The 15,540-nt window shown below is 73.2% G+C and carries 16 protein-coding genes; 8 read left to right on the top strand and 8 right to left on the bottom strand.

Features of this window, described 5'->3' with window-relative positions:
- Nucleotides 1–75: 75 nt before the first annotated feature.
- Nucleotides 76–915, bottom strand: coding sequence for a class I SAM-dependent methyltransferase (locus SVTN_RS09585; RefSeq protein ID WP_041128694.1), 840 nt, complete (start codon nt 913–915; stop codon nt 76–78).
- A gap of 346 nt (nt 916–1,261) precedes the next feature.
- Here SVTN_RS09585 and rpsA point away from each other — a divergent pair, with 346 nt between their 5' ends.
- The 4 genes from rpsA to SVTN_RS09565 all read left to right on the top strand — a co-directional run bounded on the left by rpsA (nt 1,262) and on the right by SVTN_RS09565 (nt 4,946).
- On the top strand, nt 1,262–2,767 hold the full coding sequence (gene rpsA, locus SVTN_RS09580) for a 30S ribosomal protein S1 (RefSeq protein WP_030692649.1): 1,506 nt from the start codon (nt 1,262–1,264) through the stop codon (nt 2,765–2,767).
- A gap of 166 nt (nt 2,768–2,933) precedes the next feature.
- Nucleotides 2,934–3,872, top strand: coding sequence for a PAC2 family protein (locus SVTN_RS09575; RefSeq protein ID WP_041128693.1), 939 nt, complete (start codon nt 2,934–2,936; stop codon nt 3,870–3,872).
- Nucleotides 3,873–3,903: 31 nt separating this feature from the next.
- Nucleotides 3,904–4,515, top strand: a complete 612-nt coding sequence (gene coaE / locus SVTN_RS09570; protein ID WP_041128692.1) for a dephospho-CoA kinase — start codon at nt 3,904–3,906, stop codon at nt 4,513–4,515.
- 62 nt (nt 4,516–4,577) lie between these two features.
- A complete protein-coding gene (locus SVTN_RS09565; protein ID WP_041133733.1) occupies nt 4,578–4,946 on the top strand; it encodes a tetratricopeptide repeat protein in 369 nt (122 codons plus the stop codon).
- A gap of 19 nt (nt 4,947–4,965) precedes the next feature.
- On the opposite strand, the gene SVTN_RS09560 is transcribed toward SVTN_RS09565, so the two are convergent.
- Nucleotides 4,966–5,235, bottom strand: coding sequence for a DUF6343 family protein (locus SVTN_RS09560; RefSeq protein WP_041128691.1), 270 nt, complete (start codon nt 5,233–5,235; stop codon nt 4,966–4,968).
- Nucleotides 5,236–5,327: 92 nt separating this feature from the next.
- Entirely contained in the window at nt 5,328–5,663 is a 336-nt protein-coding gene (locus tag SVTN_RS09555; RefSeq protein WP_041128690.1) for a hypothetical protein, read from the bottom strand.
- Nucleotides 5,664–5,861: 198 nt separating this feature from the next.
- Here SVTN_RS09555 and SVTN_RS09550 point away from each other — a divergent pair, with 198 nt between their 5' ends.
- The 3 genes from SVTN_RS09550 to SVTN_RS09540 all read left to right on the top strand — a co-directional run bounded on the left by SVTN_RS09550 (nt 5,862) and on the right by SVTN_RS09540 (nt 10,927).
- On the top strand, nt 5,862–8,687 hold the full coding sequence (locus SVTN_RS09550) for a DEAD/DEAH box helicase (protein WP_041128689.1): 2,826 nt from the start codon (nt 5,862–5,864) through the stop codon (nt 8,685–8,687).
- Nucleotides 8,684–9,955, top strand: coding sequence for an SWIM zinc finger family protein (locus tag SVTN_RS09545; protein WP_041128688.1), 1,272 nt, complete (start codon nt 8,684–8,686; stop codon nt 9,953–9,955). Before SVTN_RS09550 ends, SVTN_RS09545 begins: the two co-directional genes overlap by 4 nt.
- A 168-nt stretch (nt 9,956–10,123) precedes the next feature.
- Nucleotides 10,124–10,927 carry a chaplin gene (locus SVTN_RS09540; protein WP_041128687.1) on the top strand — a complete coding sequence of 268 codons (804 nt, stop codon included), beginning with the start codon at nt 10,124–10,126 and terminating at the stop codon, nt 10,925–10,927.
- Between the two features lie 46 nt (nt 10,928–10,973).
- Here the strand turns inward: SVTN_RS09540 and SVTN_RS09535 are convergent, their stop codons facing one another.
- The 3 genes from SVTN_RS09535 to SVTN_RS09525 form a co-directional block, all read right to left on the bottom strand.
- On the bottom strand, nt 10,974–11,663 hold the full coding sequence (locus SVTN_RS09535; RefSeq protein ID WP_041128686.1) for a DUF2293 domain-containing protein: 690 nt from the start codon (nt 11,661–11,663) through the stop codon (nt 10,974–10,976).
- A 13-nt stretch (nt 11,664–11,676) separates the two neighbouring features.
- On the bottom strand, nt 11,677–12,135 hold the full coding sequence (locus tag SVTN_RS09530; protein ID WP_041128685.1) for a hypothetical protein: 459 nt from the start codon (nt 12,133–12,135) through the stop codon (nt 11,677–11,679).
- A 69-nt stretch (nt 12,136–12,204) separates the two neighbouring features.
- On the bottom strand, nt 12,205–13,416 hold the full coding sequence (locus tag SVTN_RS09525) for a pyridoxal phosphate-dependent aminotransferase (protein WP_041128684.1): 1,212 nt from the start codon (nt 13,414–13,416) through the stop codon (nt 12,205–12,207).
- Between the two features lie 91 nt (nt 13,417–13,507).
- On the opposite strand from SVTN_RS09525, the gene SVTN_RS09520 reads away from it, so the two are divergent.
- A complete protein-coding gene (locus SVTN_RS09520) occupies nt 13,508–14,137 on the top strand; it encodes a winged helix-turn-helix transcriptional regulator (protein ID WP_041128683.1) in 630 nt (209 codons plus the stop codon).
- Between the two features lie 113 nt (nt 14,138–14,250).
- Here the strand turns inward: SVTN_RS09520 and SVTN_RS09515 are convergent, their stop codons facing one another.
- On the bottom strand, nt 14,251–14,601 hold the full coding sequence (locus tag SVTN_RS09515) for a MerR family transcriptional regulator (protein WP_041128682.1): 351 nt from the start codon (nt 14,599–14,601) through the stop codon (nt 14,251–14,253).
- 26 nt (nt 14,602–14,627) lie between these two features.
- Nucleotides 14,628–15,380: an SDR family NAD(P)-dependent oxidoreductase gene (locus SVTN_RS09510; RefSeq protein WP_041128681.1), complete on the bottom strand. Its 753-nt coding sequence runs from the start codon at nt 15,378–15,380 to the stop codon at nt 14,628–14,630.
- Nucleotides 15,381–15,540 lie beyond the last annotated feature (160 nt).

Here is a 15,540-nt window from a genome sequence, read left to right as displayed (position 1 = left end):
CTGTTATCCACAGGGCCCTCCATAAGTAGGACTAACCAGTCGAGCAAGTAGGACCGACCGGTCGAGCAGGAGCTGCTAGTCGTCCCGCTCGCAGACGAAGATCGCCGTCCCCGGGATCAGGTTCCCCCGCAGCGGGGACCAGCCGCCCCACTCCTGGCTGTTCCAGGCCGGCCACTCCGGCTCGACCAGGTCCACGAGCCGGAAGCCGCCGGCCACCACGTCCCGCACCCGGTCCCCGACGGTCCGGTGGTGTTCCACGTACACCGCCCGCCCCTGCTCGTCCTGCTCGACGTACGGCGTGCGGTCGAAGTACGAGGCGGCGACCGAGAGGCCCTCGGGCCCCGGCTCGTCCGGGAACGCCCAGCGGATCGGGTGCGTCACCGAGAACACCCAGCGGCCGCCCGGCCGCAGCACCCGGCGCACCTCGCGGAAGACCCGCACCGGGTCGGCGACGAACGGCACCGCGCCGTACGCCGAGCACGCCAGGTCGAAGGAGCCGTCCCGGAAGGGCAGCGCCCCCGCGTCCGCCTCCACCAGCGGCACCTCCCCGCCGATCCGCAGCGCGTGCTGCAGCTGCCGGTGCGAGAGGTCGAGGGCCACCGGCCGCGCCCCCTGCGCCGCCAGCCACCGCGAACACTGCGCCGCGCCCGCGCCGATCTCCAGGACGGCGAGGCCCTTCAGCGAGGCGGCGGGTCCGAGGAGCCCGGCCTCGGCCTCGTCGAGCCCCTCGGGGCCCCACACGAACCGGTCGTCGCCCAGGAAGGACCCGTGCTCGCTCTGGTACTCGTCGGCGTTCCGGTCCCACCAGCCGCGGCTCGCCCGGCTGCTCTCCGCGTCCCCCGCGTCACGCCGGGTCGCCTCGGCCTCGTCGGCGTCCCCGTCGACCGCGTCTTCGTGTCCGTACTCTTGGTTCATCTCGCCCGCCGATGTAGTTTGCGCTCAGTGCCGCCGTGCGGCGGACCCCCGCCGTGGTGGCGCAAGGGCCGTGAGTCGTGCCGGAATTGAGCAGAACTGCCCCGGGTGCGCGCTTCGCGCATTGACCCTGTCCGGCCGCCCCCGTATGCTAAAGGTTGCGCTGCGGGCCTGCGCGCCTCAGACGGAGCAGGCCGTGCTCGCACCTGTTGTATGTCCCCTCGGTTTTCGAGGTTCCCTCCCGTTCGCGGAAGGGCGCTTCATTGGCTGTCCGGCTTCTTGGTGCGATACGGGCTCTCGGCGTAGCAGTACCTACGACTTTCTGTCCGTAACCGGAGCCCTTTCCCACATGACGAGCAGCACCGAGACCACCGCCACCACCCCGCAGGTTGCGGTCAACGACATCGGTAACGAGGAAGCCTTCCTCGCCGCGATCGACGAGACGATCAAGTACTTCAACGACGGCGACATCGTCGACGGCGTCATCGTGAAGGTCGACCGGGACGAGGTCCTGCTCGACATCGGTTACAAGACCGAAGGTGTCATCCCGAGCCGCGAGCTCTCGATCAAGCACGACGTCGACCCGAACGAGGTCGTCAAGGTCGGCGACGAGATCGAGGCCCTGGTTCTCCAGAAGGAGGACAAGGAAGGCCGCCTGATCCTCTCGAAGAAGCGCGCCCAGTACGAGCGTGCCTGGGGCACCATCGAGAAGATCAAGGAAGAGGACGGCATCGTCACCGGTACCGTCATCGAGGTCGTCAAGGGTGGTCTCATCCTCGACATCGGCCTCCGTGGCTTCCTGCCGGCCTCCCTCGTCGAGATGCGTCGTGTCCGCGACCTCCAGCCCTACGTGGGCAAGGAGCTCGAGGCCAAGATCATCGAGCTGGACAAGAACCGCAACAACGTGGTCCTGTCCCGCCGCGCCTGGCTCGAGCAGACCCAGTCCGAGGTTCGCCAGACCTTCCTCACGACCCTCCAGAAGGGTCAGGTCCGCTCCGGCGTCGTGTCCTCGATCGTCAACTTCGGTGCCTTCGTGGACCTGGGTGGCGTCGACGGCCTCGTGCACGTCTCCGAGCTGTCCTGGAAGCACATCGACCACCCGTCCGAGGTTGTCGAGGTCGGCCAGGAGGTCACCGTCGAGGTTCTCGACGTGGACATGGACCGCGAGCGCGTCTCCCTGTCGCTGAAGGCGACGCAGGAGGACCCGTGGCAGCAGTTCGCCCGGACCCACCAGATCGGTCAGGTCGTCCCGGGTAAGGTCACCAAGCTGGTTCCGTTCGGTGCGTTCGTCCGCGTGGACGAGGGCATCGAGGGTCTGGTCCACATCTCCGAGCTGGCCGAGCGCCACGTGGAGATCCCGGAGCAGGTCGTCCAGGTCAACGACGAGATCTTCGTCAAGGTCATCGACATCGACCTCGAGCGTCGTCGCATCAGCCTCTCGCTGAAGCAGGCCAACGAGTCCTTCGGTGCCGACCCGGCCTCGGTCGAGTTCGACCCGACCCTGTACGGCATGGCCGCGTCCTACGACGACCAGGGCAACTACATCTACCCCGAGGGCTTCGACCCCGAGACCAACGACTGGCTCGAGGGCTACGAGGCTCAGCGCGAGGCCTGGGAGACCCAGTACGCCGAGGCGCAGGCTCGCTTCGAGCAGCACCAGGCTCAGGTCATCAAGTCCCGCGAGGCCGACGAGGCCGCCGCTGCCGAGGGCGCTGCCGCCCCGGCCGCCGGCAACGCCGGTGCGGGCATCTCGGGTGGTTCGTACTCCTCGGAGTCGGACGACAACTCCGGCGCCCTGGCGTCGGACGAGGCGCTCGCCGCCCTCCGCGAGAAGCTCGCCGGCGGCCAGAGCTGAACAGGCTCTCCGCTGAGCGCTAGTCGCTGGTGAATCGAGGCCCGTTCCCCTTCGGGGGAGCGGGCCTCGGTCGTTTCCGTACTCGTTCTCCGGAAGATCGCGCGACCCGGGAATGGCCGTGCCGCGCCCGGCGTTTCCAGAGAGAACACGAGGAGGAGCGGTAATCGTGCTTGATCCCCAGGATTTGTACGAATGGGACCCGAAGGGCGTGGCCGTCGTCGACCTGGCCCTGGCGCAGGAGTCGGCCGGGCTGGTCATGCTGTACCACTTCGACGGCTACATCGACGCGGGCGAGACCGGTGAGCAGATCATCGACCGGCTGCTCGACACCCTCCCGCACCAGCTGGTGGCCCGCTTCGACCACGACCGGCTCGTGGACTACCGGGCCCGCCGCCCGCTGCTGACCTTCCGGCGCGACCGCTGGACCGCGTACGAGACGCCGTCCATCGAGGTCCGCCTCGTACAGGACGCCACCGGCGCGCCCTTCCTCGTCCTCTCCGGCCCGGAGCCGGACGTGGAGTGGGAGCGGTTCGCCGTCGCCGTCCGGCAGATCGTCGAGCGCCTCGGCGTGCGCCTCTCCGTCAACTTCCACGGCATCCCCATGGGCGTGCCGCACACCCGCCCGGTCGGCCTCACCCCGCACGGCAGCCGCACCGACCTCATGCCCGGCCACCGCAGCCCCTTCGACGAGGCCCAGGTCCCCGGCAGCGCCGAGTCCCTCGTCGAGTACCGGCTCACCGAAGCCGGCCACGACACCCTCGGCGTCGCCGCCCACGTCCCGCACTACGTGGCCCGGTCCCCGTACCCGGACGCGGCCCTGACCGCCCTGGAGGCCGTCACCGCCGCCACCGGCCTCGTCCTCCCCGGCGTCGCCCACTCCCTGCGGACCGAGGCCCGCCGCACCCAGACCGAGATCGACCGCCAGATCGGCGAGGGCGACGAGGAGCTGGTCGCGCTCGTGCAGGGCCTCGAGCACCAGTACGACGCGGCTGCCGGCGCCGAGACGCGCGGCAGCCTGGTCGCCGAGCCGGTCGACCTGCCGTCCGCCGACGAGCTGGGCCGCGAGTTCGAGCGCTTCCTCGCGGAGCGGGAGGGCGACTCCTAGCCCCACCGGGGCAGGCCCTAAGCTGCCGCTCATGCTGAAGGTGGGCCTGACCGGCGGGATCGGCGCCGGCAAGAGCGAAGTGTCACGGCTGCTCGTCTCGTACGGAGCCGTACTGATCGACGCGGACCGGATCGCGCGCGAGGTCGTCGAGCCCGGGACCCCGGGGCTCGCGGCCGTCGTGGCGGCCTTCGGGGACGACGTCCTCACCGCGGAGGGGACGCTCGACCGGCCGAAGCTCGGCTCCATCGTGTTCGCCGACGCCGACCGCCTGGCCACCCTCAACGCCATCGTGCACCCCCTGGTCGGGGCCCGGTCGGCGGAGCTGGAGAGCCGCGCGGGCGCCGGCGACGTCGTCGTCCACGACGTACCCCTGCTCACCGAGAACGGGCTCGCGCCGCTGTACGACCTGGTCGTGGTCGTGGACGCGTCCCCGAAGACCCAGCTCGACCGGCTCGTACGGCTCCGGGGCATGGCGGCGTCCGAGGCCGAGGCCCGGATGGCGGCCCAGGCCACGCGCGCGCAACGGCTGGCCGTCGCGGACCTCGTGATCGACAACGACGGGCCGCTCGACGCGCTCGAACCCCAGGTGCGGAAGGTCTGGGAGGACCTGGAGCGCCGCGCGAAGGCCGCCGCCGGGGAGTAGCGGCGGAATGCGGTCCCCTCGATCCGGTGTTCAACCACCGGATCGAGGGGAAGGATGCCATCGTGGCCGACAGCAACCCGGAAACGCACGTCATCGACTTCCGCGCCGCCGAGCACCTGCTGGCCGTGCGGGACCCTCGCGGGGCCGTGAAGCTGCTGGACTCGGTGATCGCCGCCCATCCCGAGAACACGGCCGCGCGCCTGCTGCGCGCCCGCGCGTTCTTCGCCGCCGCGCAGCTCCGCCCGGCGCAGCTGGAGTTCGAGCTGGTCCTGGAGCGCGAGCCGGACAACGCCTTCGCCCACTTCGCGCTGGCCCGCACCTTCGAACGCTCCGGGAAGACCGCCCAGGCCATGCGGCACTTCCGGCTCGCCGCCGCGCTCGACCCCAAGCCGGAGTACCTCCAGGCGGCGGGCTTCGACACGCAGAACTGAGCGGGGGCGAGGCGGGGCGTCAGCGTCGCGGGTTGCCGTGATCGGGTTCGTACGGGGGGATGCTCCGGCCCGGCTGCCAGTGCGGGCCCTGGTGGATGTGGTGCAGCACCACCGCCAGGTCGACCGTGACCACCAGGAACAGCACTCCGCAGGCCGCCGCCCAGCCGGGGCGTCCAAGCAGGGAGAACACGGTCGTCCCGAAGACCGCCCAGAGCAGCCCCCACACGCTCAGCCAGAACCGCAGGCGCAGAGCGCTGCGCGCGGTCGCCGGCTCGTTCCCGGTACGCATGACGGTCGCATCTCCCCTCGGAGCCCCGAGGTCACATCCAGCATGTACCCGGGGTGGGGGAAACGGAACGCCCGCCGAAGGGCGCTTGTCGCCTAGTGGACGACGCTGTAGCTGCGCCAGGGCAGGGTGTCCGGAGCGATTTGGTTCCCGGTCTTGGTGGGCACGTAGATGGAGTTCTTCCCCTGACAGTTGCGGGTCCGGTACATCACGATGTCGACCAGGGAGTTGTTCTCGACCTTGGTGACACCCGACGGCGCGAGGAGGTGGCAGCCCTTCACCGAGGGGCTCGTCACGGTCACCAGCAGCTCGCGTTCCGTCTCGTACGAGATCGTGCCCACGGCGCTGCGGCCGAGGCCCGAGCAGCCCGCGACGGCGAGAGTGAGCAGCACGGCCCCGGTGGCGGTCGTGAGACGCCGGCGAACGGACATGGCGGAATCCTCTTCTGTCGTGTCGTTTCAGGCCACCATGCCGCCCGCGGGCACGGCTGTCATCCGTTGTTGGGCCGCCCGGGGGAACCGCCCGGCATCCGTTGTCAGACCCCACCCGTAAGGTCGGAGATCCAGTCGGGACACGACACGGAGCACGACACAGAGGGGGAGGAGAGCGGAGCCGTGGCACACACCTGGATGACCAGCGCCGCCGTCTTCCTGCCGGCCGCCCTTCCCCGTGACGGCCGGGTCGCCTTCTGGGCCCCCGACGGCGGTGCGCTGCCGGACCCGGCGGCGAGCGGGGCGGAGCGGGTCGAGCTGACCGTGGCCCGGCGCCACGGCAGCGGCGCCCGGGGTCGTGCCGTGCCCGCCGTGACCCTGCCCGTCGAGGCCGCCCTGCCGCACCTCGTCGCGGCCCGCCACCACCCTGCCGCGCACCCCGCCACCGCCGGCTGGGGCGCCGCCGCCCTGCACGCCCTGCACCTCGCCGCGCGCGGGCGGCTGCTGCCGGGGCTGACCGCCGACGACCTGGACGCCTGGCGGGCCGGCCCCCTGGACGCCGAGGACATCGCCCATCTGCGGGCCGTCGCCGCCGCCCTGCCGTACGAGGGGTACGCCGTGCCGGTGCCGGGGCGCGGTCCGCTGCGGCTGCCCGAGCCCGAGGCCCTCGTGCGCTCCTTCCTCGACGCGGTCGCCGACACGCTGCCCCGCACCCCGGCCGCCGCCCACGCGGTCGGCGCGCCGTTCGCGGCGCGCGCCCCGCAGCACCTGCCCCGCGCGCGTGCCTGGGCCGCCGAGGCGGCGGCCGGGATGGACGCGGGGGTGCGGGTCTCGCTCCGCCTCGATCTGTCGCCGTACGAGCTCTTCGACGCCCCGGACCGTGAGGGGGAGGGCGGGGACCGTCACGCCGCCGCCGCGCTCCTCCAGATCCACAGCCTCGCCGACCCGACCCTCGTCATCGACGCCGTGGACCTGTGGGCGGGGGACGGCGAGCACTTCGGGCCCCGCGCCCGGATCGACGCCGTCCTCGCCCTGCGCCGGGCCGCCCGCGTCTGGCCCCCGCTCTCCCGGCTCCTGGAGCGGGACGTGCCCGACGTCCTCGCCGTCACCGAGGACGAGCTGTACGAACTGCTCGGCCCCGCCGCGGCCCGGCTCGCCGACGCCGGGGTCGCCCTCCACTGGCCGCGCGAGCTCGCCCGCTCGCTCAGCGCCTCCGCCGTCGTCCGCCCCGCCCAGGCCGCGCCCGGCTCCGCCACCGACGGCACCTCCTTCTTCGACAGCGAGGAGCTCCTGCGCTTCAACTGGCAGCTGGCCCTCGACGGCGATCCGCTCACCGAGCGCGAGATGGACCTCCTCGCCGAGGCCCACCGGCCCATCGTGCGCCTCCGCGACCAGTGGGTCGTCGTCGACCCCGCCCTCGTCCGCAAGGCGCGCAAGCGCGAACTCGGCCTGCTCGAACCGGTCGACGCCCTCGCCGCCGCGCTCACCGGCACCGCCGAGGTGGACGGCGAGTCCGTCCCCGCCGTCCCCGTCGGGGCGCTCGCCGCGCTCCGCGACCGGCTCCTGGCCGGCCCCGAGGACGTGCAGGCCCCGCCCGGCCTCACCGCCACCCTGCGCGACTACCAGCTCCGCGGCCTCGCCTGGCTGGACCTGATGACCTCGCTCGGCCTCGGCGGCTGCCTCGCCGACGACATGGGCCTCGGCAAGACCGTCACCCTCATCGCGCTCCACCTGCGCCGCGCCCGCCGCGCCCCCACCCTCGTCGTCTGCCCGGCCTCCCTCCTCGGCAACTGGCAGCGGGAGGTGCGGAAGTTCGCCCCCGACGTGCCCGTCCGGCGCTTCCACGGCACCGACCGGGACCTCGGCGGCACCGAGGGCGGCTTCGTCCTCACCACCTACGGCACCCTGCGCACCAGCGCCGCCCGACTGGCCGAGCGGGAATGGGGGATGGTCGTCGCCGACGAGGCGCAGCACGTCAAGAACCCGTTCTCCGCGACCGCCAAGGCGCTCCGCGAGATCCCCGCCCCCGCCAGGGTCGCCCTCACCGGCACCCCCGTGGAGAACAACCTCTCCGAACTCTGGGCGCTCCTCGACTGGACCACCCCCGGCCTCCTCGGCCCGCTCAAGGCCTTCCGCTCCCGCCACGCCCGGGCCGTGGAGAACCACGAGGAGATCGAGCACGAGGAGGCCGTCGAGCGGCTCGCCCGGCTCGTGCGGCCCTTCCTGCTGCGCCGCCGCAAGTCCGACCCCGGCATCGTCCCCGAACTCCCGCCCAAGACGGAGTCCGACCATCCCGTCGCCCTCACCAGGGAACAGGCCTCGCTCTACGAGGCGGTGGTCCGCGAGACCATGGCGCGGATCGAGGGCGCCGAGGGCATGGCCCGCCGGGGCCTCGTCATGAGCCTGCTGACCTCCCTCAAGCAGATCTGCAACCACCCCGCGCAGTACCTCAAGGAGCAGTCCCCGCGCGGCAGCGGCACCGGGCGCCTGGCCGGCCGCTCCGGAAAGCTCGCCCTGCTCGACGAGCTCCTCGACACGATCCTCGCCGAGGACGGGTCCGTCCTCGTCTTCACCCAGTACGTGTCGATGGCGCGGCTCCTCGCCGACCACCTGGCCGCGCGCGGCATCCCGGCCCAACTCCTGCACGGCGGCACCCCGGTGGCCGAGCGGGAGCGGATGGTCGACCGCTTCCAGGCCGGCGAGGTCCCCGTCTTCCTGCTCTCCCTCAAGGCCGCGGGCACCGGCCTCAACCTCACCCGGGCCGGCCACGTCGTCCACTACGACCGCTGGTGGAACCCGGCCGTCGAGGAACAGGCCACCGACCGGGCCTACCGCATCGGGCAGACCCAGCCGGTGCAGGTCCACCGGCTCGTCGCCGAGGGCACCGTCGAGGACCGCATCGCCGAGATGCTCCGCGCCAAGCGGGCCCTCGCCGATGCCGTCCTCGGCTCCGGCGAGGCCGCCCTCACCGAACTCACCGACCGGGAGCTCGCCGACCTGGTGTCCCTGAGGAGGCCCTCGTGAACCGCGCAAGGGGCGCTCGAGGCGCCGCCCCCCGCCACGACGACCGCCGACGCAGCTTCCCGCAGGTCGCGCCGCGCTCGGCCCCCGACGGCCGGTTCGCCGCCACCTGGTGGGGTAACGCCTGGGTCGCGGCCCTGGAGGACACCGCCCTCGACCCGGCCCGGCTCGCGCGCGGCAAGGCGTACGCGGGGCGCGGCCACGTCGACGCGATCACGGTCACCCCCGGCCGGGTCGTCGCCTACGTCCACGGCACCCGGCCCCGCCCGTACCGCACCGAGATCAGGATGCGGACCCTCGGCGACGACGGCTGGGAGCGCTTCCTCGACGAGGCCGCCGCCCGCCCCGACCACATCGCCGCCCTCCTCGACAAGGACGTGCCGCACGCCCTGGAGGCGGTCACCGGACTGCTGCCCGCGCCCGGCGACCTCGTCCCCGACTGCTCCTGCCCGGACGACGGTTACCCCTGCAAGCACGCCGCCGCCCTCTGCTACCAGGCCGCCCGGCTCCTCGACGAGGACCCGTTCGTCCTCTTCCTGATGCGCGGCCGCGGCGAGCAGGAGCTCCTCGCCGAACTCACCCGGCGCAATGCCGCCCAGGGCGCCGCCGAGACGGGCGCGGCCGCCCCGCCGATGCCCACGGTCCCCGCCCGGATCGCGCTCGACGCGGCCACCGGGGCCGGGCTCCCGCCGCTGCCGCCCGAGCTGCCGGTCCCGGACCGGCCCGGCCGGCCGGCCGTCTTCCCGCCGGACCCGGCAGCCCCCGATCCGCTCGCCCTCGACCTCCTGGCCACCGAGGCCGCCGCCCGTGCCCACACCTTCCTCGCCACCGGCCACGACCCGGTCGCCGCGCTCAGCCCCTGGCAGGACGCGGTCCGGCTGGCCGCCGCGCACCCCGGGTCCGGACTCACCGCCTCGTCCCGTGCGCTCTACCGCGACCTGGCGCACGCCCTCGACCGCACGCCCACGGACCTCGCCCGCGCCGTCGCCGCCTGGCGCCAGGGCGGCGCCGCCGGCCTCGCCGTCCTCGAAGAGCCCTGGGACCCGCCGGCCGGGCCGTTCGACCGGGCCAGACCCGCGCTGCTCGCCGCCGACTTCCCGGCCTTCCGACCCTGGCGCAACCGGCTCTCCGGGGAGTCCCTCCAGCTCCGGCTCGGCCGGGACGGCCTCTGGTACGGGTACGAGTCGGACGCCGGCCGTGAGGACTGGTGGCCGCGCGGCACCCCCGACCCGGATCCGGTCGGCGCCCTCACCGATCTCCTGGGCCGCTGACGGGCGTTGGGAGATACGAACAGGCGTCGACCGGTGTTGACCCGACACCCGAACGGAGTCCCACTCGATGGAGTGAAACCCGTCAACGGCTGGATCCGGCACCCACGTTTGTCGCGTTGATTCCGGTACGGGCACTTGCCCGTGTACACCTCCGGAAGGCAGGAAGCCATGAGGCAGATTCGCCGAAGTGGTCTGGCCACACTGTTGGTCACGGGCGGAGCGCTCGCCCTCTCGGCGGGCGCCGCGCACGCCGACGCCGGCGCCCAGGGCGCCGCGGTCGGTTCACCGGGAGTCGGCTCCGGCAACACGCTCCAGCTGCCGGTGCACGTGCCGGTCAACGTCTGCGGCAACACGGTCAACGTCGTCGGGCTGCTCAACCCGGCCTTCGGAAACGGCTGTGCCAACCGTTCCGCCGCGCCCGAGACCGGGGGCTACGGGGACGAGGGCGGCAGCCACTCCCACAAGGACCAGCCCGGCACCCCGCGCGGCGGGGAGCAGGCCGGCGGCTCCCAGACCGGCGGCTCCCACGGGGGCGGCTCCTCCAACGGCGGTGGCTCCACCGCCGAGACCCGCGCCGAGGGATCCCCGGGCGTGCTCTCCGGGAACGGCCTCCAGCTGCCCGTCGACCTGCCCGTGAACATCAGCGGGAACTCGGCCAACGTGGTCGGCATCGGCAACCCGGTCTTCGGCAACACCTCGGTCAACGGCCCCGCGAAGCCCGAGCAGCCGATCGAGACGCCGACGCCGCGCCCGCAGACCCCCGTGCGGAACGTACCGGCGCCGCACGCCGAGTCCGTGACCCCGGCCGCCCCGGTCGCCCCGGCCCCCGTGCCGCTGGGCGAGACGAGCACGGCCTCGCTGGCCGCCACGGGTTCGGACGCCATGGGCTACGCCGCTCCCGCGAGCGCCGCGCTGCTCCTCGGCGGCGCCCTGCTGTACCGCCGCGCACGCCGCGCCGGCGACCAGGCCTGAGGGTCCGCCCCACGCGGCCCGGCCGACACGGCTGACGCCCGAGCCGTCAGCCGTGTTCCAGGCCGCTCGCGGCCCCGCCGCCCTGACGCCAGGTCCGGAGCACCGCCTCGATGGCGGGTGCGATCCTCGTCCGGGCCTGGTGCCGGGGAACCCCTTGCATCAGCAGGGAGTCGTACGGCGTGTCGACATGCCGTACGGAGGCTCGTACCGCGGCGGTGACCGCGCCGCGGTCGAGCGAGCGGCCCGCGGCCGTGCGCCCCACCCGTCCGCTGCCCTTCGCCGAGGCGTGGACGGCGATCTCCGTGGCCCGGTCCGCCGGGATGGACGGGAAGAGCCGCAGGATCTCCGCTCGGAGGACCTCGGTGATCTCGGCGTCCAGGGCCGCGCGCCGCACCGCGTCCCGGGCCCGCCGCGCGGCCCGCGCGTCCGCGTCCGCCAGGCAGGCCCGCTCGGCCTCGGCGAGGGCGGCCTCCTCGACGAGCAGGCCCTGGCGCTCGTACCGGGTACGGCGCCGGTTGTGCCGTACGACCACGGCCCAGAGCGTGCTGGCCTCGCGGGCGCGGCGGGTGAGCGCCGTGTCGCCCCGGCGCAGGAAGACCAGATGGCCGAGATCGGCGCAGTCCAGGCAGACCGGCGCGTTGAACTCGAGGATCATCCGCTCCAGCGGCCCCCGGTGGCATTCCGAGCAGCGGCGGCGCTTGAGCGGTTCGACGACGACGGGTGCGACGAGGTCCACGGCCGGTCTCCGATCAGCGGATGCCGGGCGCGGCGGCGGCGATGAACACGGCGAGCGCCTCCTTCGCCTGTTCGGAGCGGCGGGCGCGGTCCGCCTCGTCGACCGCCTCGTGCATGCAGTGGGAGTCCACGAAGGCCGCCTCGGCGAGGCGGCGGACCTCCGGGTCGTCGCACACCAGCTGGACGCGGAAGAGGGCCTGCCGGGCGGCGGTGCGCTGCCGGTAGGAGGCGTGCCGGGACTCCTCCGCCTCCTCCGAGCCGGGCTGCCGGCGCGCCCGGAACCAGCGGTCGTTCTGGCTGTGCCGGTAGTCGACGACCGCGCCCGCGAAGGCGCTGTAGGTCGCGATCCGTTCCTGCCGGAGCTGTTCGGTGCGGGCGAGCGCGGCCGTGCGCTCGGTGGCCCGCCCCTGGAACCAGTGCGTGAAGACGACGCCCAACAGGGTTCCCGCCACGGCTATCAGCGCCGCATCCATGACCGGCCGCCCTCCCCATCTCCCTCGGCCTTCAGACCTCTAGATCATGACAGCAGAAGGGGCCGGACGTCACTGCCGGTAGCCGCTCAGGAAGCGGCCGATGCGGCTGATCGCGGCGTCGAGGTCGTCGGCGTACGGCAGGGTCAGGATGCGGAAGTGGTCCGGGCGCGGCCAGTTGAAGCCGGTGCCCTGCACGACCTGGATCTTCTCCCGCAGCAGCAGGTCGAGGACGAACTTCTCGTCGTCGTGGATCTTGTGCACGGCGGGATCGAGGCGCGGGAAGGCGTACAGGGCGCCCTTCGGCTTCACGCAGGAGACGCCCGGGATCTCGTTGAGCTTCTCCCAGGCCCGGTCGCGCTGTTCGCGCAGCCTGCCGCCCGGGGCGGTCAGCTCGTGGATGGACTGCCGGCCGCCGAGCGCGGCCTGGATGGCGTACTGGGCGGGGGCATTGGGGCAGAGCCGCATGGAGGCCAGCATGGTGAGGCCCTCCAGGTAGTTCTTCGCGTGCTGCTTGGGGCCGGTGACGACCAGCCAGCCGGAGCGGAAGCCCGCGACCCGGTAGGTCTTGGAGAGGCCGCCGAAGGTGAGGACGACCAGGTCGGGGGCGAGGGAGGCAGCCGGGTGGTGGACGACCTCGTCGTAGACGATCTGGTCGTAGATCTCGTCGGCGAAGACCATCAGGCCGTGGCGGCGGGCGAGTTCGAAGATCCCCTCCAGGACCTCCTTCGGGTAGACGGCGCCCGTGGGGTTGTTCGGGTTGATGACGACGATGGCCTTGGTGCGGTCGGTGATCTTCGACGCCATGTCGTCGAGGTCCGGGTACCAGTCGGCGGACTCGTCGCACAGGTAGTGCACGGGCCTGCCGCCCGCGAGCGTGACCACGGCCGTCCACAGCGGGTAGTCCGGGGCGGGTACGAGGACCTCGTCGCCGTCCTCCAGGAGGGCCTGCACGGCCATCGAGATCAGCTCGGACACGCCGTTGCCGAGGAAGATGTCGTCGACGTCCACGTCCGGCAGGCCCATGGACTGGTAGCGCTGGGCGACCGCGCGCCGGGCGGAGAGGATGCCGCGCGAGTCGGTGTAGCCGTGGGCCTTGGGGAGCATCCGGATCATGTCCTGGACGATCTCCTCGGGCGCCTCGAAGCCGAAGAGCGCCGGGTTGCCGGTGTTGAGGCGCAGGACGCTGTGGCCCGCCTCCTCGAGCGCGTTGGCGTGCTCGATGACCGGGCCGCGGATCTCGTAGCAGACCTCGTTCAGCTTGCTCGACTGCCGGAACTCCATGTCCGACCTCCCCAGGTCCCCGGAATCAGTGTTGCTTGGTTTTACCAAGTTCGAGCTTGGAAAGTCCAACAACATGTCTAGACTGCGTCGCATGCCACGTCAGCCACGCCGCCGCAGCTACGACCAGCACTGCGCCGCCGCGCGCGCCCTCGACCTCGTCGGCGACCGCTGGACCCTGCTCGTCGTCCGCGAACTCCTCGCCGGGCCGCGCCGTTACACCGACCTGCACGCCGACCTGCCCGGCGTCAGCACCGACATGCTCGCCGGCCGCCTCAAGGACATGGAGGGCGCCGAGCTGGTCACCCGGCGCCGACTGCCCCCGCCCGCCTCGGCGTACGTGTACGAGCTCACCCCGCGCGGACGCGAGCTGCTGCCCGTCCTGCGCACCCTCGCCGCCTGGGGCGCACCCGACCTCGGGGAGCCCCGGCCCACCGACGCCGTCCGCGCCCACTGGTACGCGATCCCGCTCCTCGGGGCGCTGGCCGAGCTCGGCGCGGGGACCGTCCAAGTGACCCTCGACGAGGGCGAGTTCCACGTACGGACCGGGGCCGACGGGGACGTGGCCTACGGGGACGGAGGAGTGGAGGCCCCGGACGCCCGGCTGCGGACCGACGCGGCGACCTGCCGGGCCCTCGCGGCGGGCGAGCTCACGCTCGGGGAGGCGGTCGAGTCGGGACGGGCGGCGCTCGAACGACCGGTGCGGGCAGGGGCGTCGGCCTGAGCCGAGGCCGTCGCGCAGGCCGTTGCGCCGGCTGTCGGGTCGGGCGTTGCCCGGGGCGTCGCGCAGATCCTCGTGTCGGGCCGGGTGCAGGACCGCGCGACGAGGGGGCGAGCTCAGGAGGACTGCGCGGCCAGCGCCTTCGCCAGCCGGTCGCGGGCCGCCGTCTGCGCCGCGATGCGAGCGTCGATCACGGCGAGGCGCTCGCGGGCGATCTCCAGGGCGCGGGCGGACGGCGGGGCCGCCGAGACGTCCCCGTCCAGACAGGTGCGGAACGCGGCCACGTCGTCCAGCGTGAACCCCGCGTCCAGCAGGTACCGGATGTTCGACACCCGCGCGACGGCGATCTCCTCGTACACCCGGTACCCGTTGGCCGCGCGGGCCGACGTGATCAGCCCCGCCTGCTCGTAGTGCCGCAGGGCGCGGGCCGACACCCCGGTCCGCCGGGCCAGTTCACCGATGCGCAAGGACGCCACCTCCTCGCGCAGTCGTATCACGAGACCAGCGCGCCCCCGTCGACGGGCAGGACGGTGCCGGTCAGGAAGGCGGCGTCCGGAGCGGCGAGCGAGGTGATCGCCCAGGCGACCTCCTCCGGCCTGCCGACCCGCCCCAGCGGGGTGTGCGCGAGCTGCCACGCCCGTACCGCCTTCCGCTGCTCCGGGGTGAGGCCCATGTGGTCCGCGATCGGGGTCTCGATCGCACCGGGCGCGACCGCCACGACCCGGACGCCGGCCGGCGCGAGCTCCACCGCCCAGCAGCGGGTCAGGGTCTCCAGGGCGCTCTTGGTCGCCGGATAGACGGAGTTGGCGGGCCAGCCGCGCTGACCGATCGTCGTCGTCACGTTCACCACGACGCCCCGGGACTCCCGGAGCGCGGGGACGGCCGCCTGCGTGAGCAGGACCGGGGCGACGAGGTTCGTCTCCAGGAGCGGGGTGATCACGGAACGGTCGAGGGTGCCGAGCGGGCCGCCGGCGGAGATCCCGGCGTTGTTGACGAGGACGTCGATCCGGCCGTGGTCCGTCAGCGCGGCGCGCACGATCTCCTCGGCCGCGCCCTCCGCCGTGACGTCGGCGGCGAACGGGTGGATGCCCGGATGTCCCTCGGCGGTCTCCCGCAGCGGCTCCGTCCTGCGGCCGACGGCGACGACCGTCGCCCCCTGCCCGGCGAAGGAACGCGCGGTGGCCCGGCCGATGCCGGTGCCCGCACCGGTGACGACGACGACCCTGGTGGGTGTGGTGGTGTCCATGGACCGATGGTCGAACCCTGACGCCAGTGACAAGGTCAAGCCGACCCCGGCAGGTCACTTCTCGGGGCAGAGGAATTCGAGCCGGTTCCCGTGGCAGTCGGCGACGTAGAAGCGGCGGTGGCCCGGGAAGTCGTCGTCCCACGTCACCTCGGTGCCGAGG

This window comes from Streptomyces vietnamensis (assembly GCF_000830005.1).
GTDB lineage: Bacteria > Actinomycetota > Actinomycetes > Streptomycetales > Streptomycetaceae > Streptomyces > Streptomyces vietnamensis.
This window is presented reverse-complemented; position numbering and strand designations above follow the sequence as displayed.